The 23,136-nt window shown below is 70.0% G+C and carries 18 protein-coding genes, 1 rRNA gene and 1 riboswitch; of the genes, 14 read left to right on the forward strand and 5 right to left on the reverse strand.

The window, feature by feature from the left end:
• The first annotated feature begins 160 nt into the window (after positions 1-160).
• From rrf to ACFVTC_RS00055, 11 genes are all read left to right on the forward strand, one after another.
• A 5S ribosomal RNA gene (gene rrf, locus ACFVTC_RS00005) occupies positions 161-277 on the forward strand.
• Between the two features lie 184 nt (positions 278-461).
• On the forward strand, positions 462-1,070 hold the full coding sequence (locus ACFVTC_RS00010; protein WP_390122260.1) for a CDP-alcohol phosphatidyltransferase family protein: 609 nt from the start codon (positions 462-464) through the stop codon (positions 1,068-1,070).
• Between the two features lie 116 nt (positions 1,071-1,186).
• The gene (locus tag ACFVTC_RS00015) at positions 1,187-3,682 is read left to right on the forward strand and encodes a sugar phosphate nucleotidyltransferase (protein WP_390122262.1); all 2,496 of its coding nucleotides are present in this window, start codon (positions 1,187-1,189) and stop codon (positions 3,680-3,682) included.
• Between the two features lie 154 nt (positions 3,683-3,836).
• Positions 3,837-4,733, forward strand: a complete 897-nt coding sequence (locus tag ACFVTC_RS00020; RefSeq protein WP_390122264.1) for a DUF881 domain-containing protein — start codon at positions 3,837-3,839, stop codon at positions 4,731-4,733.
• On the forward strand, positions 4,730-5,062 hold the full coding sequence (locus ACFVTC_RS00025; RefSeq protein ID WP_148007916.1) for a small basic family protein: 333 nt from the start codon (positions 4,730-4,732) through the stop codon (positions 5,060-5,062). The genes ACFVTC_RS00020 and ACFVTC_RS00025 overlap by 4 nt, the downstream gene beginning before the upstream one ends.
• Positions 5,063-5,067: 5 nt before the next feature.
• On the forward strand, positions 5,068-5,925 hold the full coding sequence (locus tag ACFVTC_RS00030) for a DUF881 domain-containing protein (RefSeq protein ID WP_390122266.1): 858 nt from the start codon (positions 5,068-5,070) through the stop codon (positions 5,923-5,925).
• 61 nt (positions 5,926-5,986) lie between these two features.
• Positions 5,987-6,952, forward strand: a complete 966-nt coding sequence (locus tag ACFVTC_RS00035) for an FHA domain-containing protein (RefSeq protein ID WP_390122268.1) — start codon at positions 5,987-5,989, stop codon at positions 6,950-6,952.
• Positions 6,953-6,994: 42 nt separating this feature from the next.
• Positions 6,995-7,735: a MerR family transcriptional regulator gene (locus ACFVTC_RS00040; RefSeq protein ID WP_390122270.1), complete on the forward strand. Its 741-nt coding sequence runs from the start codon at positions 6,995-6,997 to the stop codon at positions 7,733-7,735.
• 86 nt (positions 7,736-7,821) lie between these two features.
• On the forward strand, positions 7,822-8,295 hold the full coding sequence (locus tag ACFVTC_RS00045) for a bifunctional nuclease family protein (RefSeq protein ID WP_006123076.1): 474 nt from the start codon (positions 7,822-7,824) through the stop codon (positions 8,293-8,295).
• A gap of 269 nt (positions 8,296-8,564) precedes the next feature.
• Positions 8,565-9,239 (forward strand): MerR family transcriptional regulator, encoded by a 675-nt coding sequence (locus tag ACFVTC_RS00050; protein ID WP_168527086.1) that lies wholly within the window; start codon positions 8,565-8,567, stop codon positions 9,237-9,239.
• 154 nt (positions 9,240-9,393) lie between these two features.
• Complete coding sequence (locus tag ACFVTC_RS00055) at positions 9,394-10,824, forward strand: DNA polymerase IV (protein ID WP_390122272.1); 1,431 nt, start codon at positions 9,394-9,396, stop codon at positions 10,822-10,824.
• 112 nt (positions 10,825-10,936) lie between these two features.
• Here the strand turns inward: ACFVTC_RS00055 and ACFVTC_RS00060 are convergent, their stop codons facing one another.
• A complete protein-coding gene (locus tag ACFVTC_RS00060) occupies positions 10,937-11,308 on the reverse strand; it encodes a PRC-barrel domain-containing protein (protein ID WP_329286188.1) in 372 nt (123 codons plus the stop codon).
• Positions 11,309-11,422: 114 nt separating this feature from the next.
• Positions 11,423-11,518: riboswitch (glycine riboswitch) on the forward strand.
• Positions 11,519-11,696: 178 nt separating this feature from the next.
• Here ACFVTC_RS00060 and gcvP point away from each other — a divergent pair.
• Positions 11,697-14,582: an aminomethyl-transferring glycine dehydrogenase gene (gene gcvP / locus ACFVTC_RS00065; RefSeq protein ID WP_390122276.1), complete on the forward strand. Its 2,886-nt coding sequence runs from the start codon at positions 11,697-11,699 to the stop codon at positions 14,580-14,582.
• A gap of 264 nt (positions 14,583-14,846) precedes the next feature.
• On the opposite strand, the gene ACFVTC_RS00070 is transcribed toward gcvP, so the two are convergent.
• From ACFVTC_RS00070 to ACFVTC_RS00080, 3 genes are all read right to left on the reverse strand, one after another.
• Positions 14,847-16,040 (reverse strand): M23 family metallopeptidase, encoded by a 1,194-nt coding sequence (locus tag ACFVTC_RS00070; RefSeq protein WP_390123706.1) that lies wholly within the window; start codon positions 16,038-16,040, stop codon positions 14,847-14,849.
• 543 nt (positions 16,041-16,583) lie between these two features.
• The gene (locus tag ACFVTC_RS00075) at positions 16,584-16,790 is read right to left on the reverse strand and encodes a DUF5999 family protein (protein ID WP_148007936.1); all 207 of its coding nucleotides are present in this window, start codon (positions 16,788-16,790) and stop codon (positions 16,584-16,586) included.
• A gap of 435 nt (positions 16,791-17,225) precedes the next feature.
• Complete coding sequence (locus ACFVTC_RS00080; protein WP_390122279.1) at positions 17,226-17,810, reverse strand: hypothetical protein; 585 nt, start codon at positions 17,808-17,810, stop codon at positions 17,226-17,228.
• A gap of 539 nt (positions 17,811-18,349) precedes the next feature.
• Between ACFVTC_RS00080 and ACFVTC_RS00085 the strand changes: the two genes are divergently transcribed.
• Positions 18,350-19,867, forward strand: a complete 1,518-nt coding sequence (locus tag ACFVTC_RS00085; protein ID WP_390122282.1) for a glutamate--cysteine ligase — start codon at positions 18,350-18,352, stop codon at positions 19,865-19,867.
• A gap of 423 nt (positions 19,868-20,290) precedes the next feature.
• Here the strand turns inward: ACFVTC_RS00085 and ACFVTC_RS00090 are convergent, their stop codons facing one another.
• Entirely contained in the window at positions 20,291-22,060 is a 1,770-nt protein-coding gene (locus tag ACFVTC_RS00090) for a substrate-binding and VWA domain-containing protein (RefSeq protein WP_390122284.1), read from the reverse strand.
• A gap of 195 nt (positions 22,061-22,255) precedes the next feature.
• Here ACFVTC_RS00090 and ACFVTC_RS00095 point away from each other — a divergent pair, with 195 nt between their 5' ends.
• Positions 22,256-23,056, forward strand: a complete 801-nt coding sequence (locus tag ACFVTC_RS00095) for a CPBP family intramembrane glutamic endopeptidase (RefSeq protein ID WP_390122287.1) — start codon at positions 22,256-22,258, stop codon at positions 23,054-23,056.
• Positions 23,057-23,136: the final 80 nt, after the last annotated feature.

Raw genomic sequence — 23,136 nt, forward strand, 5'->3', positions numbered from 1 at the left:
GGTTGATAGGCCGGATCTGGAAGGCGGGTAACCGCTGGAGGTGACCGGTACTAATAGGCCGAGGGCTTGTCCTCAGTTGCTCGCGTCCACTGTGTTGGTTCTGAAACCACGAACAACCGTCGTAGCCATGCCACGGCTCCGGTTGACAGTTTCATAGTGTTTCGGTGGTCATAGCGTGAGGGAAACGCCCGGTTACATTCCGAACCCGGAAGCTAAGCCTCACAGCGCCGATGGTACTGCAGGGGGGACCCTGTGGGAGAGTAGGACGCCGCCGAACAAATTTTAGAGCTCCGGCTCTCGGGCATATTGCCCGAGAGCCGGAGCTTTTTTGTTTTCCGGGTTTCCCGGGCTGTCCGGCAGGGTTGGTTTTCGGTGGGGCGCACACCCGCCGCGTCGCGCTGTCTGGGCTGCGGGTAAGGTCAGGGGGCATCGTTGGCACATTTCCCACAGGAGGCCCCCGGGTGGAGGTCCAGGAGACTCGCGTTCAGACGGACCGGGTCCTCACCATCCCGAACATCCTCAGCATGGCACGCCTGGTAGGCGTACCCATCTTCCTGTGGCTGATCCTCAGGCCGGAGTTCGGAGGTCCCAAGAGCGACGGTTGGGCCCTGCTCGTGCTCATGCTGAGCGGCATCAGTGACTATCTCGACGGGAAGCTCGCACGGCGCTGGAACCAGATCAGCAGCCTCGGCCGGCTGCTGGACCCCGCGGCCGACCGTCTCTACATCCTGTCCACTCTCGTGGGCCTCACCTGGCGCGAGATTCTGCCGATCTGGCTGACCGCCGCACTTCTGGCGCGTGAACTGGTCCTCCTGGTCATGGTGGGCATCCTCAGGCGCTACGGCTATCCGCCGCCCCAGGTGAACTTCCTGGGGAAGGCCGCCACCTTCAACCTGATGTACGCCTTCCCGTTGTTGCTGCTCAGCGACGGACACGGATGGATCGCGTCACTCGGTGCGATTTTCGGATGGGCGTTCGCAGGGTGGGGTACAACCCTGTACTGGTGGGCAGGAGTCCTGTACGTGGTGCAGGTCCGCCGGCTTGTCCGGGCGGACACCACGGCCGATTGAGCTCGGCTCGCAGGGGCAGTTGAAGCGCCCCGATGGCCCGCGCTCGAAAACTGCGGGACAATCTGGACGGGTGAAGTCGGCTAGTCCGTCGTCTCTTAAAGGAGGACGCTTCCGACATGAAGGCCGTAGTGATGGCCGGAGGCGAAGGTACTCGCCTTCGTCCCATGACCTCAAGCATGCCCAAGCCGCTCCTGCCCGTGGCGAATCGCCCGATCATGGAGCACGTGCTCAGGCTGCTCAAAAGGCATGGGCTCAACGAGACCGTCGTGACTGTTCAGTTCTTGGCCTCTCTGGTCAAGAACTACTTCGGTGACGGCGAGGAGCTCGGCATGGAGCTCACCTATGCCAATGAGGAGAAGCCACTCGGTACTGCCGGTAGCGTCAAGAACGCCGAGGAGGCGTTGAAGGACGACACCTTCCTGGTGATCTCCGGCGATGCCCTGACCGACTTCGATCTCACCGATCTCATCAATTTCCACAAGGAGAAGGGCGCGCTGGTCACCGTCTGCCTGACGCGTGTCCCCAACCCCCTCGAATTCGGCATCACCATCGTGGACGAAGAGGGCAAGGTCGAGCGCTTCCTGGAGAAGCCGACCTGGGGTCAGGTCTTCTCGGACACCGTGAACACCGGTATCTACGTCATGGAGCCCGAAGTCTTCGACTACGTCGAGGCGGATGTCTCGGTCGACTGGTCGGGCGATGTCTTCCCTCAGCTGATGAAGGAAGGAAAGCCGGTCTTCGGATACATCGCCGAGGGCTACTGGGAGGACGTGGGCACCCACGAGAGCTATGTGAAGGCGCAGGCCGACGTCCTGGAGGGCAAGGTCGACGTCGAGATCGACGGCTTCGAGATCTCCCCGGGCGTATGGGTCGCCGAGGGCGCGGAAGTACACCCCGACGCCGTGCTGCGCGGCCCGCTCTACATCGGGGACTACGCGAAGGTCGAGGCGGACGCCGAGATCCGCGAACACACGGTCATCGGGTCCAACGTCGTCGTCAAAAGCGGTGCCTTCCTGCACAGAGCCGTCGTGCACGACAACGTGTACGTCGGCCCGCACAGCAATCTTCGGGGCTGTGTCATCGGCAAGAACACCGACATCATGCGGGCCGCCCGCATCGAGGACGGCGCCGTCATCGGCGATGAATGCCTCGTCGGTGAAGAATCGATCATTCAGGGAAACGTACGCGTCTACCCGTTCAAGACCATCGAGGCCGGCGCCTTCGTCAACACCTCGGTGATCTGGGAGTCGCGCGGACAGGCGCATCTCTTCGGAGCGCGCGGTGTGTCCGGCATCCTGAACGTGGAGATCACTCCGGAGCTGGCGGTGCGCCTGGCCGGGGCGTACGCGACGACGCTCAAGAAGGGCTCCACGGTCACCACGGCCCGTGACCACTCCCGAGGCGCGCGGGCGCTGAAAAGGGCGGTCATCTCGGCGTTGCAGGCCAGCGCCATCGACGTGCGCGACCTGGAAAACGTACCGCTGCCGGTGGCCAGGCAGCAGACGGCGCGAGGCAGTGCGGGCGGGATCATGATCCGCACGACGCCCGGGGTGCCGGACTCCGTCGACATCATGTTCTTCGACGGGGAGGGTGCCGACCTGTCGCAGGGTGGACAGCGCAAGCTCGACCGGGTGTTCGCGCGACAGGAGTACCGGCGTGCGTTCCCGGGTGAGATCGGGGATCTGTACTTCCCGGCCAGCGTCTTCGACTCGTACACGGGTTCCCTGCTCAGGAATGTGGACACGACGGGGATCGCCGAGTCCGGGCTGAAGGTGGTGGTGGACGCCTCGAACGGCAGTGCCGGTCTGGTGCTTCCCAGCCTCTTGGGCAAGCTCGGTGTCGACTCCCTGACCATCAACCCCGGTCTCGACGAGTCCAGGCCGACGGAGACCGCCGACACCCGGCGGGCCGGACTGGTGCGGCTCGGCGAGATCGTCGCGTCCGCGCGGGCCGCGTTCGGCGTGCGCTTCGACCCGGTGGGCGAGCGGCTCTCGCTGGTCGACGAGAAGGGGCGGATCGTCGAGGACGACCGGGCTCTCCTCGTGATGCTCGACCTGGTGGCCGCGGAGCGGCGCAGTGGGCGTGTGGCGCTGCCGGTGACCACCACTCGGATCGCCGAGCAGGTGGCGGCCTACCACGGGACCCAGGTGGAGTGGACGACCACGTCCCCGGACGACCTGACCCGGGTCGGACGGGACGAGTCGACGATCTTCGGTGGTGACGGCCGCGGCGGCTTCATCATTCCGGAGTTCAGCAGTGTGTTCGACGGCGCGGCCGCTTTCGTACGCCTCATCGGGCTGGTGGCGCGGACGCAGCTCACGCTCAGCCAGATCGACGCGCGGATTCCGCGGGCGCATGTCCTCAAGCGGGACCTCGCGACTCCTTGGGCGGTCAAGGGGCTCGTGATGCGCCGGGTCGTGGAGGAGGCGGGGGACCGGTTCGTGGACACCACCGACGGTGTCCGGGTCGTGGAGACCGACGGGCGCTGGGTGATGGTGCTGCCCGACCCCGCGGAGGCCGTGACGCATCTGTGGGCCGAGGGCCCCGACGTCGCGTCGGCGGAGGCCCTGCTCGACGAGTGGGCGGCCGTCGTGGACAGCGCCGGCCGCTAGCGCCGCGAGAGGCGGCGTTCGCCCCAGCGCGCGGACGTCGCCCGCCTCGGGAGCTGCACGCGTACGTGCCGGACAGGTGTCCCCAAGGGGGCCTGTCCGGCACGTGGGTGGGGCCATTCGGAGGTAGCACCCGCGACGTGCGACGATGTGCGGCATGCCGCAGCAGCCCCCCGTTCGGAGCACACCGCCGCGCCCCTCGCGCCCGGACGCCTCCATGTCGCTGCTCACCAACGTCATGGACCACAGCCTTGACGACGGTTACGCCGAGGCTGCCGCCCGCAAGAAGGCCGAGGGCGCCGGCGGCATGCCGAAGACGGTGAGGGCGAAGCTCGGTCTCGCCGCCGGTCTCGTGCTCGCCGCCCTGGTCGTGACCGTGGGAGCCGCCAACGCGCGGATCGCCGCGCCGGTCGTGGCCAAGGAGCGCCAGGAGCTCATCGACAGGATCCAGCGCGAGACCTCGTCCGCGGACAAGCTCGAGAGCGGTGTCGACACCCTGCGCGACGACGTGAGCGCCCGGCAGCGCGAGGCACTGAAGAAGCAGGGGGGCGGCGACCAGGCCGACCTGGTCGGCATTCTGTCGGGGGCCGTCGCGGTGCACGGCCCCGGCGTGAAGCTGGTCGTGAACGACGCCAAGGAAGCCACCCAGGGCGGTGACGGTGACCCGCGGGAGACCGACGGCTTCTCGGACACCGGCCGGGTCCGCGACCGCGACATGCAGCGGGTCGTCAACGGGCTCTGGGAGTCCGGCGCGGAGGCCGTGTCGATCAACGGACAGCGGCTGACGGCGCTCTCGGCGATCCGGGCCGCGGGAGACGCGATACTGGTCGACAACAGGCCGCTGGTACCGCCCTACGCGGTGCTCGCGGTGGGGGACGGCGAGCGACTCAGCACCAGGTTCCAGAACAGTGCCGACGGGCTGTATCTTCACGCCCTTCAGGAGAACTACGGCATCCGGACCAGCATCTCCGTCGACGACGACGTCCGGTTGTCCGCCGCACCGAGTGTGATCGTACGTACAGCACAGCCGAGCACAGAGAAGGGCACATCGTGATCGCCGTACTGGGCCTCGTCGTGGGAGTCGTGGCTGGATTGTTGGTCCGGCCCGAGGTTCCGGTGATCGTGGAACCCTACCTTCCGATCGCCGTCGTGGCGGCGCTCGACGCCGTCTTCGGAGGCTTGCGCGCGATGCTCGACGGCATCTTCGACGACAAGGTCTTCGTGGTCTCGTTCCTGTCGAACGTGGTCGTCGCCGCGCTGATCGTCTTCCTGGGCGACAAGTTGGGCGTCGGTGCCCAGCTCTCCACCGGGGTCGTGGTCGTCCTCGGTATCCGTATCTTCTCCAACGCCGCGGCGATCCGTCGGCACGTGTTCCGGGCGTGAGGGCGATGAGCAACGAGGGTGAGACCCCCGACAACCGGCTGCGCCGGGAACTTCCCGAAGAGGTTCCGGCCGCCGCCGAGAGTTCCGCGCCCCGGCAGGACGGAACGCCCCCGCCGGACGGCACGGACGCCGCCCCGGCGCTGACCGGCCGTCAGCGGCTGGCGAAGGGGGTGTGGCCGCCGAGGGTGTCCCGTGCGCAACTCATCGTCGCGGTGCTGCTGTTCGGCCTCGGCTTCGGTCTGGCCGTCCAGGTCGCGTCCAACAGTGACAGCGGCAGCGCACTGCGTGGCGCACGTCAAGAAGATCTCGTACGTATCCTCGATGAACTCGACAACCGCACTCAGCGTCTTGAAGACGAGAAGCAGGGTCTCGAGGATCAGCGCACCGAGCTGGAGAACAGCTCGAACCAGGCTGCCGAGGCGCGCAAGCAGACGGCCGAGAAGGAGAAGCAACTCGGCATTCTGGCGGGCACGGTGGCGGCGCAGGGACCCGGCATCACGCTGACCATCGACGATACGAAGGGGACGGTCAAGGCGGACATGCTGCTTGACGCGATCCAGGAGCTGCGCGCGGCCGGCGCGGAGGCGATTCAGGTGAACGGTGTGCGGGTCGTCGCCAGCACCTATCTGAGCGACTCCGGCAAGGGTGTGAGCGTGGACGGGAACAAGATCACCCAGCCCTATCGTTTCAAGGTCATCGGCAAGCCGCAGGACCTCGAGCCGGCGCTCAACATTCCCGGAGGCGTGGTGCAGACTCTGGAGAAGGAGCAGGCCACCGTCACGGTGGAGCGTGCGACGAAGATCGTTGTGGACGCCTTGCGGGCCGCGAAGCTGCCTGACTACGCTCGGTCCTCCTCCCGGTGAGCGGGGGGCGCATGGGGGTGGTGCGGCGAGGGCATGAGGTTGCGGGGGGTCGGCGCACCGAATGGGTGGTGCGTGGTGGAAACTGTCTGGTGGATACGGACGTTGTGAGGATGTCCGGGTCGACCGGTGTGTGCAATCAGGGTTCGTCCTGCCCCACGGGCGGGTCTGTTTCGGTCAAGGGGAATCGCCCGTGAAGTTGTTTGCGAAGTTGTTCGGCAAGAGCGCACGCGAGGGCGGCGACAACGCCCGGCACCGTGCACCACGCCATGGAGACGTGGAGGGCCAGGGTGGCGAGCGCCCGCTGTTCCGGGACCAGGTGGCTGGTCAGGGCGGCGACATTTCCGGTGGTCAGGGCGCGCCGTCTGTTGACCCTGCCCAGTCCGGCCGCATAGGTTTCGGGGAACCGTCAGCCTCAAGTACGGGTGGAGGGTTCGCCGCCACCCCGTACGCGTCTCATGTCCCTGGGGGGCAGCCGCGGCAGGAGGATCCGATGTCGGCCCTGGTGTGTACGAGGTGCGGTAACCGCAACGCGGAAAACAGCCGTTTCTGTTCGAACTGCGGTGCGCCGCTGCGGCCCGGGGCGATCCCGGAGCGTCCGTCCGAGACGACGTCCACGATCTCCATCTCGGGCCTCGAGGCCTACGACGCCGAGGTCACCGGTCAGACGCAGATGCCCACGCTCTCTCCGGAGGCGCAGGCCGCCGTCGACGCACTGCCGCTCGGCTCGGCGCTCCTGGTGGTCCGCCGCGGTCCGAACTCGGGCAGCCGCTTCCTCCTGGACGGTGAGCTGACCACGGCCGGGCGCCATCCGCAGAGCGACATCTTCCTCGACGACGTGACCGTGTCGCGCCGGCATGTGGAGTTCCGTCGCGCCGCGGACGGTTCGTTCACGGTCGCCGACGTGGGCAGCCTGAACGGCACGTACGTCAACCGGGAGCGGATCGACTCGGTTCCGCTGTCGAACGGCGACGAGGTGCAGATCGGTAAGTACCGGCTGGTCTTCTACGCGAGCCAGCGAGGTATCTGACCCTTCCCCAGACTCCGTCCGGGGGGACCCCCAGGAAGGTCCATGCTTCGAACACCGAGCGGCGGTGCCGGCAGCGGTACCGCCGCAACGGACAGTGGGCTGATGAGCATCGGCGCGGTGCTGAACGCGCTGCGTGACGAGTTCCCCGAGGTCACCATCTCCAAGATCCGGTTCCTGGAGTCGGAGGGGCTCATCGAGCCTCGGCGGACACCCTCGGGGTATCGCAAGTTCAGCGCGGACGACGTCGAGCGCCTCGGGCACGTCCTGAGGATGCAGCGGGACCACTATCTTCCACTGAAGGTCATCCGCGAGCATCTGGACGCCCTGGAGCGGGGCGAGCCGGTACGGCTGCCGTCCCTGGGGCGTCAGCGCGACGCGGGTGACGGGGAGCCGCTGGAGCCGGACGTGCCCGCGGCGGTCCGGGTGGGCCGTTCGGAGCTGCTGGCCGCCGCCGAGATCGGCGAGCAGGAGCTCCAGGAGTGGGAGTCGTACGGGCTCATCGCCCCACTGGCGGAGGGGACGTACGACGCCGAGGCGGTGACGGTAGCCGCGCTCGTCGTCGAGCTGGGGCGGTTCGGTATCGAGCCGCGCCATCTGCGGGCGATGAAGGCCGCGGCCGAACGGGACGCGGGGCTGGTGGACCAGGTGGTGGCCCCGCTGAGGCGCCACCGCAATCCGCAGACGAGGGCGCACGCGGAGGCGCGTACGAAGGAGCTGGCGGGGCTCACGGTGAGGCTGCACGCCGCGTTGGTGCAGACCGCGCTGGGCGTAAGGCTGCCCTGACCTCGGGGCCCTCGCAGCCGGCCGGATCGGCCACCCGTTCTGTGCTCGACTACCCAAACGTCCCGGGCACGGCCTAGGGTTGCTGTGTGAACGAGCTCGATGTCGTAGGTGTCCGGGTCGAAATGCCCTCCAACCAACCGATCGTGCTCCTGCGTGAAGTGGGAGGCGATCGCTACCTCCCCATCTGGATCGGACCGGGGGAGGCGACGGCGATCGCCTTCGCCCAGCAGGGCATGGCCCCCGCACGACCGCTGACCCACGACCTGTTCAAGGACGTGCTGGAAGCCGTCGGCCAGGAGCTCACCGAGGTGCGCATCACCGATCTGCGCGAGGGGGTCTTCTACGCGGAGCTGGTGTTCGCCAGCGGGGTCGAGGTCAGTGCCCGTCCGTCCGACGCCATAGCGCTGGCGCTGCGCACCGGAACGCCGATCTACGGCAGTGACGGGGTGCTCGACGACGCGGGAATCGCGATTCCGGACGAGCAGGAGGACGAGGTGGAGAAGTTCCGGGAGTTCCTCGACCAGATCTCTCCCGAGGACTTCGGGACCAACAGCCAGTGAGGGGCCGGGCGTCCCCGGCGGGCGTCCGGACACCCGTTCCCGCAGCTGTGCCGCGTCACGGGATCGGAGTACTCCCGGCGGCAATTGCCCGTGGCGACTGTGGCGCGCTGCGGCTCACTCCGAGAGCATTCGGCTAGCCTTTCCCCGCGGTGGGACACGGGAAACCACTCCTAGGGTGATTATCACTCGGCGTGCCGAGTGTGGCGATCGTTGACGCACCCCTGGTGACTGCCTACCGTCGAGAAGGCAGGTCAAGGACGGAGGTCGGCGTGAGAAGCAGCGGCGACGGTACGGCTGGGGGTGCCCCCGGACGCGGTCTGGGGGAGAGCGGCCCGTACCCTCCCCCAAGCTCTCGGCTCGGCTCGAGCAGGGGGTACCCCCATCACGACAGCGCGGCCGACCATGTTCCACAGCGGCCGACAGCGGTGCCGGGCGAGGGCGGGACGGACGCCGAGGAGATCGGCTACCGAGGGCCCACGGCGTGTGCCGCCGCGGGCATCACCTACCGGCAGCTCGACTACTGGGCCAGGACGGGGCTGGTCGAGCCGAGCGTGCGGCCCGCCTACGGGTCCGGGACACAGCGGTTGTACAGCTTCCGGGACGTGGTGGTCCTGAAGATCGTGAAGCGCTTCCTCGACACGGGTGTGTCGCTGCAGAACATCCGCACCACGGTCCAGCACCTCAGGGAGCGTGGCTTCCGGGACCTGGAGCGGATGACGCTGATGAGCGACGGCGCGACCGTCTACGAGTGTTCCTCGCCCGACGAGGTCCACGCCCTGCTCCAGGGCGGCCAGGGCGTCTTCGGGATCGCCGTCGGCGTGGTGTGGCGGGACGTCGAGAACGCCCTCTCACAGCTGCACGGGGAGCGGGTGGACACGGGTGAGACGCTCGTCGGGCACAATCCCGCGGACGAGCTGGCACGACGGCGCAACCGCGCGGTCTGACGATCGGCGCGGTCCGACGGTCCGCGTGGCCCAGGGCCATGCGGACCGTCGTCGTGACGTGGTCCGGCGTGGCGGTCCGGCTCGCGGGCGGCGCGGTCCGGCCTCGCGGCCGGATTCCGGGGCGATGTCAGTGGCGTAGGGCAGCATCGGGGGTGTGAGAAACGCGCCCACGATCCTGCATCTCGACATGGATGCCTTCTTCGCCTCGGCGGAGCAGGCGTCCAAGCCGAGCCTGCGGGGGAAGGCCGTCGTCGTGGGCGGTCTCGGGCTGCGGGGCGTGGTCGCCACCGCCTCGTACGAGGCCCGTGTCTTCGGGGTGCACTCGGCGATGCCGATGGCCCAGGCACGCAGGCTCGCGCCGAACGCCGCGTATCTCGTGCCGCGTTTCGGGCTCTACCGGGAGATCAGCGACCAGGTGATGGGGCTGCTGCGGACACTGTCCCCCCTGGTGGAGCCGCTGAGCCTGGACGAGGCGTTCGTCGACCTGGAGGCCGGGGGAACCGCCTGGGACGACGCCTCGGCGCGGCTGGCCGGGGCGAAGCTGCGCTCGGACATCAGAGCCGTCACGGGCCTGACCGGATCCGTGGGGCTCGCGGCCTCCAAGATGCTCGCCAAGATCGCCTCCGAGCAGGCCAAGCCCGACGGCCTGGTGGTGATCGAGCCGGGGACGGAGCGCGCGCTGCTCGGACCGATGCCGGTGCGGACGCTGCCGGGCGTGGGGCCCGCCACCGGGGACCATCTGCGCCGGGGCGGGATCAACACGGTCGAGGAGATCGCCGAGGCGGGCGAGGACGAGCTCGTGCGGCTGCTGGGCAAGGCCCACGGGCACGCGCTGTACGCGATGGCGCTGGCGCGCGACGAGCGGCCCGTGGTGGCCGAGCGGGAGACGAAGTCCGTGTCGGTCGAGGACACCTACGACGTGGACATCCATGACCGGGTGCGGGTCGGGCTCGAGGTGCAGCGGCTCGCCGACCGGTGTGTGCAGCGGCTGCGCCGGGCGGGGTTGTCGGGACGGACCATCGTGCTGAAGGTGCGCAGGTACGACTTCTCGACGCTGACCCGGTCCGAGACGCTCCGGGGGCCCACGGACGACCCCGCGGTCGTGCAAGAGGCGGCCGGGCGGCTCCTGGAAGCGGTGGACACCACGGGTGGTGTGCGCCTGCTGGGCGTCGGTGTGTCAGGGCTCGCCGACTACACGCAGGAGGACCTCTTCGCGCAGGCCCAGGCCGAGGCCACGGCGCAGGCCCGGGCCGCGGTGGAGGAGACGGCGGCGCAGGAGCATTCCGATGGGGACGGGGCGGAGGGGGCGGAGGAGCCGGCCGCCGAACAGATGCCGGCGGCCGAGCGGCGCTGGCCCGCTGGGCACGACGTGCGCCATGCCGAGTACGGGCACGGGTGGGTGCAGGGCAGCGGGCTGGGAAGGGTGACGGTGCGCTTCGAGACACCCGACTCGGAACCGGGGCGGGTGCGGACGTTCCGTACGGACGACCGGGCCCTGGAGCCGGCTGACCCGCTGCCGTTGGTGCCCCGAAGACCCGAGGATTCGACCGACGTGTGCGCCGCCGGTGCGCCCGGGAGGGCCTGAGCCCGTCCGGGACGGCCGGCAGGAAGGGCTGTGCAGCATGAGACGTGCGGCCGGCCGGTCGCCCGGTACGCCGTACCCCGGGCGCGTTCTCCCGCGCCTCCGGAAGGGTGTCTCAGGTCTCGTCCGTTCCCGCCAGACGGCCGAAGTCGCGGTCCGGCGGGAGGGCCGGGGGCGTCACGTCGAGACCGTAGTGGTGGTACAGCTGGAGCTCCTGCTCCGGAGAGAGGTGACGGCCCACGCCGAAGTCGGGAGCGTCCTTGATCAGGGCGCGGTCGAAGGGGACGCGCAGACTGCCCTCGACGAGTTCGCTGGGCTCCAGGGGCACGAAGGCGTCCCTGCTGAACAGGCCCGTACGTATGGCGGCCCACTCCGGTATGCCGGTCGCGTCGTCCAGATAGACCTCGTCGACCGTGCCGATCTTGGCGCCATTGCGGTCGAGCGCCTTGCGGCCGATCAGATTGCGCGGATCGATGTCGGTCTGCACGGGCCCTCCACTCGATTGCAACTCATCCGTAGGCACTACGAAAGAGCACATTCGTGACGGTGGCCACTCGAAAGCCCGTGCGTTGTTCACGCTGGTACCCTGGCAAACGGCTGCTGATCCCGTGCGGGAGAGTCCTCCAGACACCATCGGAGGCGCCGAAGGAGCAAATCCTCCCCGGAATCTCTCAGGCTCACGTACCGCACGGACGAGGTCACTCTGGAAAGCAGGGCGGGGCTGACGCCTTCCGCTCTCACCGACGGTGAAAGCCGGGTCGCAGCGGGCGGGCGGGCCGGTGAAGCTCTCAGGTCAGATGACAGAGGGGGAGGCCGTCGGGGTACCCGCGCCGTGGTGCCCCTCGAAGGTCGTGTGTGACCAGGAGGCCTCCGCAATGACCGCCCATCGCATTCCGCTCTCCGAGCTCGAGCAGGGAATCCCCTTCGAGCAGCGCCACATCGGGCCCGCCCCGGAAGCACGGGCCAAGATGCTCGCGCAGGTCGGGTACGGCTCGCTGGACGAACTGACGGCCGCCGCCGTGCCCGACGTGATCAAGAACGCCGAGGTGCTCGACCTCCCGGGCGCGCGCACCGAGGCCGAGGTCCTGGCCGAGCTGCGCTCCCTCGCGGACCGCAACCAGGTCCTCGACCCGATGATCGGCCTCGGTTACTACGGCACCTTCACGCCGCCGGTGATCCTGCGCAACGTCATGGAGAACCCGGCCTGGTACACCGCCTACACGCCTTACCAGCCGGAGATCTCGCAGGGCCGCCTGGAGGCGCTGCTCAACTTCCAGACCGTGGTCGCCGAGCTGACCGGGCTGCCCACCTCGGGCGCCTCGCTGCTGGACGAGGGCACCGCGGCCGCCGAGGCGATGGCGCTGTCCCGGCGCATGGGCAAGAACAAGAAGGGCCTCTTCCTGATCGACGCGGACGCCCTGCCGCAGACCGTCGCCGTCATCGAGACCCGCGCCGAGCCCACCGGCGTCGAGGTCGTCGTCGCCGACCTGAGCGAGGGCATCCCGGCCGCGCTCGCCGAGCGCGAGATCAACGGCGTGCTCGTCCAGTACCCGGGCGCCTCCGGTGCCGTACGCGATCTCAGGCCCGTCATCGAGCAGGCGCACGAGCTCGGCGCGGTCGTCACGGTCGCGGCCGACCTGCTCGCCCTGACCCTGCTCACCTCGCCCGGCGAGCTCGGCGCCGACATCGCGGTCGGCACGACCCAGCGGTTCGGCGTCCCGATGGGCTTCGGCGGCCCGCACGCCGGATACATGGCGGTGCGCGAGAAGTTCGCGCGCAGCCTGCCCGGCCGACTGGTCGGCGTCTCCGTCGACGCGGACGGACACAAGGCGTACCGGCTCGCCCTGCAGACGCGCGAGCAGCACATCCGCCGTGAGAAGGCGACCAGCAACATCTGCACCGCGCAGGTGCTGCTCGCCGTGATGGCGGGCATGTACGCCGTCTACCACGGGCCGGACGGGCTGAGGACGATCGCCCGCCGCACCCACCGCTATGCCACTCTCCTCGCCGAGGGGCTGAGGGCCGGCGGCGCCGAGGTCGTGCACGGCGCGTACTTCGACACACTGACCGTCCGTGTGCCGGGCCGGGCCGCCGACATCGTGACGGGCGCGCGCGACCAGGGCGTCAACCTCCACCTCGTCGACGCCGACCACGTGTCGATCGCCTGTGACGAGACCACCGCGCGCAGGCAACTGGGCGCCGTATGGGCCGCGTTCGGTATCGAGGGCGACATCGAGGCGCTGGACGCGAGCACCGAGGACACGCTTCCCGCGGCGCTGCTGCGCACCGACGACTACCTCACGCACCCGGTGTTCCACCAGTACCGCTCCGAGACCGCGATGCTGCGCTACCTCCGCCGGCTCTCCGACCGTGACTACGCGCTGGACCGCGGCATGATCCCGCTGGGCTCCTGCACCATGAAGCTCAACGCGACCACCGAGATGGAGCCGGTCACCTGGCCCGAGTTCGGCCAGCTGCACCCCTTCGTCCCCGCCGAGCAGGCGCAGGGCTACCTCACGCTCATCGAGGAGCTGGAGACGCGGCTCGCCGAGGTCACCGGCTACGACAAGGTGTCGCTCCAGCCCAACGCCGGTTCGCAGGGCGAGCTGGCCGGTCTGCTCGCCGTCCGTGGCTACCACCGGGCCAACGGGGACGAGCAGCGCACCGTCTGCCTGATCCCGTCCTCGGCGCACGGCACGAACGCCGCGAGCGCCGTGATGGCCGGTATGAAGGTCGTCGTCGTGAAGACCGCAGAGGACGGCGAGATCGACGTCGCGGACCTGCGTGCCAAGATCGAGCAGCACCGCGACGAGCTGGCCGTGCTGATGATCACGTACCCCTCGACGCACGGGGTGTTCGAGGAGCATGTCGCGGACATCTGCGCCCAGGTGCACGAGGCGGGCGGGCAGGTGTACGTCGACGGCGCCAACCTCAACGCGCTGGTGGGCCTCGCCAAGCCGGGCCACTTCGGCGGTGACGTCTCGCACCTCAACCTGCACAAGACGTTCTGCATCCCGCACGGCGGCGGCGGTCCGGGCGTCGGCCCGGTCGGTGTGCGCGCGCACCTGGCGCCGTATCTCCCGAACCACCCGCTGCAGCCCGCCGCCGGTCCCGAGACCGGTGTGGGCCCGATCTCGGCCGCGCCCTGGGGCTCCGCGGGCATCCTGCCCATCTCGTGGGCCTACGTCCGGCTGATGGGCGGCGAGGGCCTCAAGCGGGCCACGCAGGTCGCCGTGCTGTCGGCGAACTACATCGCCAAGCGTCTGGAGCCGCACTACCCGGTGCTGTACACCGGCCCCGGCGGGCTCGTCGCCCACGAGTGCATCATCGACCTGCGTCCGCTGACGAAGGCGACCGGCGTCAGCGTCGACGACGTCGCCAAGCGGCTCATCGACTACGGCTTCCACGCGCCCACCATGTCCTTCCCGGTCGCGGGCACGCTGATGATCGAGCCGACCGAGTCCGAGGACCTCGTCGAGATCGACCGGTTCTGCGACGCGATGATCGCCATCCGCGCGGAGATCGAGAAGGTCGGTTCGGGCGACTGGCCGGTGGACGACAACCCGCTGCGCAGCGCCCCGCACACCGCCGCCGCGCTCGGCGGTGAGTGGAAGCACGCGTACACGCGTGAGGAGGCGGTCTTCCCGGCCGGTGTCGCGGCCGCGGACAAGTACTGGCCGCCGGTGCGCCGGATCGACCAGGCGTACGGCGACCGGAACCTCGTCTGCTCCTGCCCGCCGCTGGACGCCTACGAGGACTGAGGCAGGGACAGGCCGGCGGGTCGGCACGGTGACGTGAGGGCCCGCCCGGTGACGTGAGGGATCGCAAGAGGGGACGCGCCCCGGCAGGAGCCGGGGCGCGTCCCCTCTTCTGCTGTTCCGCTGTTCCGCGCTCGGCTCTTGCGCATTTCCGTGGCTCGGCCCTTTTTCGGGGTGCGGGGGCCGGTGACGAGCCCTGGGACAGGGCGGCGCCCGGTGTTAGCGGTCGCCCGGGGCCGCTTTCGCCGGCCGTACCTGCCGGCGTCGTCAGCGGGCGACGGCGAGCCACGGCATCGGGTCGGTGTACGCGCCGTCCACGAGCACCTCGAAGTGCAGGTGCGGGCCCGTCGACAGCCCCGTGGAACCGACGAACCCGACCGCGGTCCCGGTCTCGACGCTCTGACCGGCCCTGACCAGCAGGGACGACATGTGGCTGTAGGTGGTCTCCAGCCGCCTGCCGCCGATCGTGCCGTGATCGATCACGACGCGGTTGCCGTACGCCTTGGTCATTCCCGCGAACACGACCTGCCCTTGCCGTGCGGCGGACACCGGCGCGTTCCGGGGAGCGGCGAAGTCCACGCCCGTGTGCAGTTTGGTGACGCCCGTGAGGGGGTGTTTGCGTGATCCGAAGGGGGAGCTGATCACCAAGGTGGTCACCGGTGGGGCCAGCACCCCGCTCGCCTTGCCGGTGCCGGGGTTCGCGTTCTCCTCGCGGTCGAAGGGCCTGTACCGCGCTGACAGGTCCTTGACCTCGGTGAGATACGCCCGTGCCGTCGTCGGTACGCGTCCCGCCCGCGTCACGGAGTCCGTGCCCACCGTGTAGGCGGCCAGGGTGAGGTCGAGGAGGTCGCCCGACACGGTGCCACGGGTCCTGAGCCGGGTGACGTCCTCGGCGAGAGCGCAGTCCTGCCGGGCGAGCGCCATGATGGCGTCCACCGGGTCGCGCGGCGAGGACTTTCCGTTGCCGTCGGCGTCCTTGCCCCAGGTCCGCCACTGGCTCTCGGTGAACCCGGCGATCCCCACCGTGCCCGAGAGCGTGGCCGGGTCGGTGTTCCATCCGGAACTCCGGTCGATCTGGGCGGCGAGGACGGACGGTTTCAGGAGGGAGCAGGTCCTGGCCGCCTCGCGCAGCCACGGGACGTACGAGGCGTCGACACGGTCCGTCACGCTGCTGCCCGCGGTCGCCGTGTGCGCGTCCGAGTCCTCCGGCCAGGGCGAGGGCAGACGGCCCGTCGCGGCCATGAACCCCGCGAAGCCCAGCACGACGGTCAGCCCCGGCAGGGCCAGCAGGGTGAACGGTCCGGGGCGGCGACGGCGGCGCGTGTGCTCGGGGCGCTCGTCCGACGGCGCCCGGTCCACCGCGTCGACGCCGGGCTCCACGCCGATGGGTTCCACGTCGACCGACCCCACGCCGACCGGTCGCGCGCCCGTCCGACGTGCGTCCGGGGTCGGATCGTTCATCGGCCGCTCGTGCGCCGCGGGATCCTCCTGGGCCGTGCGGTCACCGGGCGTCGGGTGGTGCTGCCCACGATCGGGGGAGTGCAGGAGTCCCATGACCGCCTTGCTCGCTTCGGGGGAGGTCCGTAGACGTGAACCGGATGCCGTCGGGGCCGGGTCCGGGTCCGGCGACGGATTCTCGGACGCCTCCGGAGGCTCACGAAGGGACGCTAGCGTTTCGTCCGCGCGACTTCAGGAGGTGGAGAGGCAGAGGGGAATGTCCGTTCGGGCAGACCGTAGTAGGCAGGTAGGCAGGTAGGTAGGCAGGCAGGCAGGTAGGCAGGTAGGCAGGTAGGCAGGTAGGCAGGCAGGCAGGCAGGTAGGCAGGCAGGCAGGCAGGCGTGCGGGTACGGGGGTGTTGCGCCGAGTGGGGACCGTCAGGGGCGGAGGGTCCCCGACGGGTTACGCGGAGTGATCACGTGTGGACATGCGTCGGGGCCGGTGCGGAGAGCGTGTCTCCGGCCGGCCCCTCGTTCTGTCCGGGCTGGCGCCCGTCGTGTGTGCGGCTCAGGCGGCCGTCATCACGTGCTCGCTGCCCAGCGGGCGGTGCGGCGCGATGATCTGGCCGTCCGGCAGGAGCTCACCGGTGTCCTCGAAGAGCAGAACGCCGTTGCACAGCAGGCTCCACCCCTGCTCCGGGTGGTGCGCCACGAGACGTGCGGACTCCCGGTCGGCTGATTCGGCTGACGGACAGGGTGGCTGGTGCTGGCACATGGATGGGATCTTTCGCTGGGTTGAGAGGTGTGTGCTGGTCGTGGTGTCTGATTCGCGGCTCGAACTGCTCATGGCCGCCCCCCGTGGTGTGTGTTTGGAACCCAGTGTTGCCCTACGGGCGTCAATCCGCAGGGATTTGGCAGCAGCGCTCCTCACAGGTTGGAGACGCGTCACCCTCGCGGACGGTTCATCACAACCGCACGGTCACTTCGGGGGGTTCGCAGTGGTCGGATGGGGCTAGTCCGGCGCGGTCAGGGGCGTGTTTCCCCTCGTACGAGCAGGGAGGGGCCCGAACGAGCGTCCCAGCTCGGAGCCGGTTCCGGGCCGGTTCACGGGAGTCCCGGCGGGTCGGCCGCGGGGCGCGACGACGTGCCCCGCGGCCGGCGGAACGGCTGCGGGGCACATGGACGGGCACGGGTGACCGGGTGCGGGTGGCTATGCGGGGGAGCTGAGCAGCGGGGCGGCGGTCAGGCGGTGGGTGAGGACCGGCAGGAACTCGGCGACGCGGTGCGGGCGGTGGGCGGCGATACCGGGCGGCGCGGGCGCCAGCGGCACCAGGAGGTCGGTGGCGGCCGGATGGCCGGTGGCGCCGTCGGCGGCGCAGTCCCCGTGCAGCCAGAGGGTGAGCATGTAGAGCTCGGGCACCGACAGCAGGCGCGCCTGGAACGACTGCTTCATGTTCTCGGCCTGGCGCAGGGCGCGCTCGGTGGCGGTGATGTACGGGCCTTCGAAGAAGTGCGAGAAGGCCCAGCCGTCCGGGGTCAGCATGGTGTCGGCCGCGGCCACCGAGCGCTCGCCGCAGCGGATCAGGAAACGCCACGCGACGAGTCGGGTGGCGGACGGGCCCGCCGGATCGCTCCGGTCCAGGACATGTACGGGCAGCGGCAGTTCGGGGGTGACCGGCCCCTCGGCCATCCGCAGGGACGGGGTGCGGGCCTCGCGGACTGCGGTGGGGGAACCGAGTGCCGTGAGAACGGTGCGCAGGGCGGGCGCGGGAGCCGGGGGTACGTGCAGCGGCATGGTGGGTCGCCTCTCATTCGACAGGCACAGTGGCGCGAGGGGGCGGGGGCGGACGGCGCTGTCAGCTCTCGGGGTCGGAGGGGCGGGGGGTCTGGATCTGCCGACGGTGGTGTCGCCTGCCGCGTGTCACCTCGACGGCAGGACCTGGGACCGCGAGCGCCAACTCTCTGCCTCGTTTGCGGAGTTTATACGACAGGTGTTCAGACGGTGTTTCGTCTAGTCGGTCCGAATATGAAGAGCAAGGCGGTATTCGGTCGACGAAAGGAGAGGTTCATCCCGGTTCCACGGCGATGCGCGACGATGACCTCGGAATACTCCGCGCGAGCGGTCGGCCGATTCTCGTCGGCGTTTTTCACGAGATCATGTCAGGCTGAAAACAGGCAGTGGTCCATGCCTCGTGAATGTGCCGCTGGACACCTGCTCACAGCGTAGCGGCCGACGGCGCCCTCCAAGGCGTTATCGATCGGCTCGCCTGGGCATCATCCACCGGGACGGCGGGGGCCCGAGGATCGGCCCGCCCTTCGAGGAGGGACACTTCGATGGGAGAGAAGGTCGTGGCAGGGTCGTTCGACCTGTCCGATCGCCAGCGCTACCGCGGCAAGCTCCGGGAGTGTCTGGCGGGGCTGGCGCGACTGCTGGAGGAGAAGCGGTTCGATCGCCCGAAGAATCTCATGGGCCTGGAGATCGAACTGAATCTCACCGGACCCGACGGCATGCCCAGGATGATGAATGCGCAAGTACTCGAAAGGATTGCGAGTCACGATTTCCAAACAGAACTTGCCATGTTCAATCTGGAAGTCAACATAGCTCCACATCGATTGGTCGGCAGGGTATTCGACCAGCTCGCCGAGGAGCTAGGTACTTCACTGGCATATGCGCACCGGAAAGCCACCGAGGTCGATGCCGGAATCGTGATGATCGGGATTCTGCCGACGATCGACCGTGACGACCTGGTGTCGTCGAACCTGTCGGACGGCGACCGCTACACCCTGCTCAACGACCAGATCGTGGCCGCCCGCGGTGAGGACTTCGTGCTCGACATCGAGGGCGTGGAGCATCTGGTGTGCACGTCGAAGTCCATCGCGCCGGAAGCCGCCTGCACCTCGGTGCAGTTGCACCTCCAGGTCACCCCGGCACGCTTCGCGGACGTGTGGAACGCGGCCCAGGCGGTGGCCGCCGCGCAGGTCGTGGTCGGTGCCAACTCGCCCTTCCTGTTCGGCCGTGAGCTGTGGCGTGAGTCGCGGCCGCCGCTGTTCCAGCAGTCCACCGACACCCGGCCGCCCGAACTGCAGGCCCAGGGGGTGCGGCCGCGCACCTGGTTCGGCGAGCGGTGGGTCTCGTCGGCGTACGACCTCTTCGAGGAGAACCTGCGCTTCTTCCCGCCCCTGCTGCCGATCTGCGACGACGAGGACCCTCTCGAGGTCCTCGACGCCGGAGGCGTTCCCAAGCTCGCCGAACTCGTCCTGCACAACGGCACGGTGTACCGCTGGAACCGGCCCGTGTACGGCATCGCCGACGGGGTCCCGCATCTGCGCGTGGAGAACCGTGTGCTGCCCGCGGGGCCCAGCGTCACCGATGTCGTCGCCAACGCGGCCTTCTACTACGGGCTCGTCCGCGCCCTCGCCGAGGAGGCGCGGCCGGTGTGGACGCGGCTGCCGTTCGCGTCCGCCGCCGCGAACTTCGACGCCGCCTGCCGCCACGGCATCGACGCGCGCCTGGAGTGGCCGCGACGGGGCCGGTACGGGGGCGTCGCGGAGGTGGACGCGGTCAGCCTGGTCCGTGACGAACTGCTGCCGCTCGCCGCCGTGGGACTGGACGCCTGGGGGGTGGAGCCCGTCGACCGGGACTTCTACCTCGGGGTGATCGAGGACCGGTGCCGGCTGCGCGTCAACGGGGCGACCTGGCAGGCGGCCACCTTCCACCAGGCCCTGGAGAAGGGACTGGGCCGGGACGCCGCGCTGGCCGCGACCACCCGGCGCTACGGCGAGTTGATGCATCTCGGGGAGCCGGTGCACACCTGGCCGGTGGGGCTGCCGGAGCCCGTACCCCTCGGTTGAGCACGGGCTCGGGCCCTGCCGCGGGTGTGAGTACCGCTTGGGCCCAGGCCGCGGGTGTGAGTACCGCTTGGGCCCAGGCCGCGGGTGTGAGCACCTCGGCCGCGGCTGACGGCGCGACCACAGCCCCGGCCCCGGGTGTGAGCGGCGTCTGGCCCAGGTCGCGGGTGTGAGTGCCGCTTGGGCCCAGGCCGCGGGTGCGCGTACCGCGTCGGCCCAGGCCGCGGGTGTGAGCACCTCGGGCGCGGCTGACGGCGTGACCACAGCCCCGGCCCCGGGTGTGAGCGGCGTCTGCCCCTGCCGCGGGTGCGAGTACCGCTTCGGCCCAGGCTGTGGCTGCGGCCACTGCTCCGGGCGGGGGTGTCGCGACGGCACGGTTCTGGGTGGGCGTACCGCGTCGGCCCCGCCACGGGCGTGGGTGCCGCCTCAGCCCCGGCTGCGGGCGGCCGCTCGCACGATGGCCTTGAGGATCACCGAGTGGATCTGCGAGGGGTCGCTGACCTCCTGGCCGGAGCCGCCGGTCGCCTTGGCGATCTCCTCGACCTCCGCCTTGTCCGCGTCCGGGCCCACCGCGATGGCGATCAGCGGCACCGGGTGCCGTGGGTCGGCGAGCTGCCGCAGCCGGGAGACGAGAGCGGCGCGCGAGATGCTTCCGGGGTCCTCGTTGACACCGTCGGTCAGCAGGACCACCGCGTTGAACCTGCCCTTCGCATAGCCGGAGGTGGCCGCCTGGTACGCGGCGAGAGTGGTGTCGTACAGGCCCGTCGCCCCGTTCGGCACGGGCTTCAGGGCGTTGAAGGCCCCCGCCAGTCTCGCCCGCTGGGCGTTGCCGCCCTCGCTGTCACCGAGGCGCTGCGTGGGCACGAGCACCCGGTAGTCGCGGTCGCCGTCGAGCCGGGTGGAGAACTTCCACAGCCCGATCTCGTCCTCCGTGGTGAAGGTGGCGAGCGCCTGGAGCAGGGCCGCCTTGGTGACGTCCATCCGGGTCCGGCCGGTGCCCGGCACCGGCTGCGACATGGACGCGGAGGCGTCGACGACGGCGGTGAGCCGGGCGCTCTGTACCGTGATCGTCCATGTGCCGAGCGCCTCTTCGACCGCCTTGTCCGGGAGGGGTTCGGCCGCGGCGCGGTCGAAGGGCTGCGGGGCGCGGCCGCCGGCCTTGGCGACCAGCGCGCCGGACACCTCGTCGTCGTCCGTGCGGAACCCGGACCGCTGAAGGATCCGCCGGCCCTCCGGCTCGCCCGCGAGCGTCATGAAGCGCAGCGCGGCCCGGCTCTCGTCGGTGCTCAGCCGTGGCCGGTCGACGAGCGCGAAGGGGTAGTCGAGCCGCGGTGATCCGTCCTTGGGATAGAACAGGTCGAGCCCGAGCCCGCGGCCGGACGAGGAGTTGTGAACGAACGCCGACTGCTCGGAGAGGAACAGCGCCTGGTTGCGCCTCGGATCGCTCCGCTCGGCACCGGAGGCATCGCGGGGGAGGGTGTCCAGGACCTGGCGGTCGCTGTCGGACGTGCGCGGCGAGAGCGTCTTGGCCAGCGCCGCGGCCCGGATGCCGCCGCCCTCGGTCCCGTCCGCTGTTCCGCTGAGCCGGGTCAGCGCGAGCAGGCCGGTCGCGCTGTGCGCGGGGTCGGCCGCGCCCAGCCTGAACCGGTCGTCCCGTATCGAGGCGTCGGCCAGTTCGGCCCAGGTGTACGTCTTGGCGGGCCATCCGAGCGACGTGGCGGCGGTCGGGACCATCGCGACACCGACCGGCGAGGACGCGACGTTGCCCGCCTTGGTGACCTGGAGCGCCCCGCTGCGTGCGGTGACCCCGTCCACCCACACGTCGGAGTCCGGCACCCACGCCTGGAAGCCGGCCCTCCTGCCCGACCCCAGGGACCGGGCGACCTGGTAGGACTCGCGGGCGGTCACGGTGACGTCGATGCAGCGCCCGTCGGACGTGATGTCGCGCTCTCGGGCGTGGTCGGCGAGCGCCTTCAGGGCGGGCGTCAGGTCGGGTGACGCGGCGACCGTGATGTGCACGGCGCTGTCCCGGCAGGAGGAACCGATGGAGAACAGGCCGCCGTTGACCGCGGCCGCCGCGCCCGCGGCGACCGTCACGACCAGCGCCGTCGCGAGGACCACCGTGCGGCGGCGCGGGCGTGGACGGGGGTCGGCGGCGCCCGCCCCGGACTGGTGGGGCAAGCTGTGACGTCCCATGACGGTGGTGCCCTCCGTGGGTGAGCCGGTGCCGCGAGACGGCCGTATGAAAGCCGGGAGAGGGCGAAATGGGGAGGCACGCCCGTACGGCGTCCGTCCCCCGACGGCCTGTCGCGCACGATCTTCGCAACTTCTTTCGAGACCCTAGCGGGGCGAAGATGGGGATGAGGCGGGATTACTCAACTGGAGGCGAGAGTGCAGGTGGAGGCGGGGTCACCGGCCGGTTCTATTCCTGGGGAGCGGCTGACGCGAAGGATCTTCCGGGACGAGACACTGCTCGTCCTGGGCGTCTCGCTCGGGGCGAGCGGGGTGTCCGCGCTGATCAGCTTTGTCGGATCGGTCACCAAACCGGGCGGTCTCAAGGACCAGGCCGCCACGCTGAACGCCTCGGCCGCGCCGGGCCGGCCATGGCTGGATCTGGCGTGGCAGTTGTTCGGCATCGCGTCGGCCCTGGTGCCGGTCGCGCTGGTCGCGCACCTGCTGCTGCGGGAGGGCCAGGGGCTGCGCGTGATCGGGTTCGACCGCACGCGGCCCTGGCCCGACCTCGGACGCGGGGCCGCCGTCGCGGCGGTGATCGGCAGCACGGGCATCGCCTTCTATCTGCTGGCGCGCGGGTTCGGTGCCAACCTCACGGTCGTGCCGGAGGCGCTGCCCGACGTGTGGTGGAAGTACCCGGTGCTGATCCTGTCGGCCGTGCAGAACGCCGTGCTGGAAGAGGTCATCGTCGTCGGCTATCTGCTGCGCCGGCTGGGCCAGTTGGGCTGGACGCCGGGCACCGCCCTGGTCGCGAGCGCCGTGCTGCGCGGCTCGTACCACCTCTACCAGGGCATCGGCGGCTTCGTCGGCAACATGGTGATGGGCGTCGTCTTCGTCTATCTGTACCGGCGGTGGGGCCGGGTCGGGCCCCTCGTGGTCGCCCACTCGCTGCTCGACATCGGGGCGTTCGTCGGGTACGCCCTGTTGGCGGGGAAGGTGGGGTGGCTGCCCACGGCGTGATCGTCCCACCACCGGGCGCCCCGCTGCCGAGCGCCCCGCTGCCGAGCGCCCCGCCACCGGGCGTCCGGCCACCGGGCGTC

It is taken from the genome of Streptomyces sp. NPDC057950, from assembly GCF_042887295.1.
Lineage (GTDB): Bacteria > Actinomycetota > Actinomycetes > Streptomycetales > Streptomycetaceae > Streptomyces > Streptomyces kaempferi.

Bases quoted from the DNA above. Each gene is read 5' to 3' on its own strand.
- ACFVTC_RS00090 (WP_390122284.1), bottom strand. From the start codon at position 22,060: ATGGGACGTCACAGCTTGCCCCACCAGTCCGGGGCGGGCGCCGCCGAC.
- gcvP (WP_390122276.1), top strand. From the start codon at position 11,697: ATGACCGCCCATCGCATTCCGCTCTCCGAGCTCGAGCAGGGAATCCCC.
- ACFVTC_RS00085 (WP_390122282.1), top strand. From the start codon at position 18,350: ATGGGAGAGAAGGTCGTGGCAGGGTCGTTCGACCTGTCCGATCGCCAG.
- ACFVTC_RS00015 (WP_390122262.1), top strand. From the start codon at position 1,187: ATGAAGGCCGTAGTGATGGCCGGAGGCGAAGGTACTCGCCTTCGTCCC.
- ACFVTC_RS00070 (WP_390123706.1), bottom strand. From the start codon at position 16,040: ATGAACGATCCGACCCCGGACGCACGTCGGACGGGCGCGCGACCGGTC.
- ACFVTC_RS00075 (WP_148007936.1), bottom strand. From the start codon at position 16,790: ATGTGCCAGCACCAGCCACCCTGTCCGTCAGCCGAATCAGCCGACCGG.
- ACFVTC_RS00080 (WP_390122279.1), bottom strand. From the start codon at position 17,810: ATGCCGCTGCACGTACCCCCGGCTCCCGCGCCCGCCCTGCGCACCGTT.
- ACFVTC_RS00035 (WP_390122268.1), top strand. From the start codon at position 5,987: ATGGGTGGTGCGTGGTGGAAACTGTCTGGTGGATACGGACGTTGTGAG.
- ACFVTC_RS00020 (WP_390122264.1), top strand. From the start codon at position 3,837: ATGCCGCAGCAGCCCCCCGTTCGGAGCACACCGCCGCGCCCCTCGCGC.
- ACFVTC_RS00040 (WP_390122270.1), top strand. From the start codon at position 6,995: ATGCTTCGAACACCGAGCGGCGGTGCCGGCAGCGGTACCGCCGCAACG.
- ACFVTC_RS00030 (WP_390122266.1), top strand. From the start codon at position 5,068: ATGAGCAACGAGGGTGAGACCCCCGACAACCGGCTGCGCCGGGAACTT.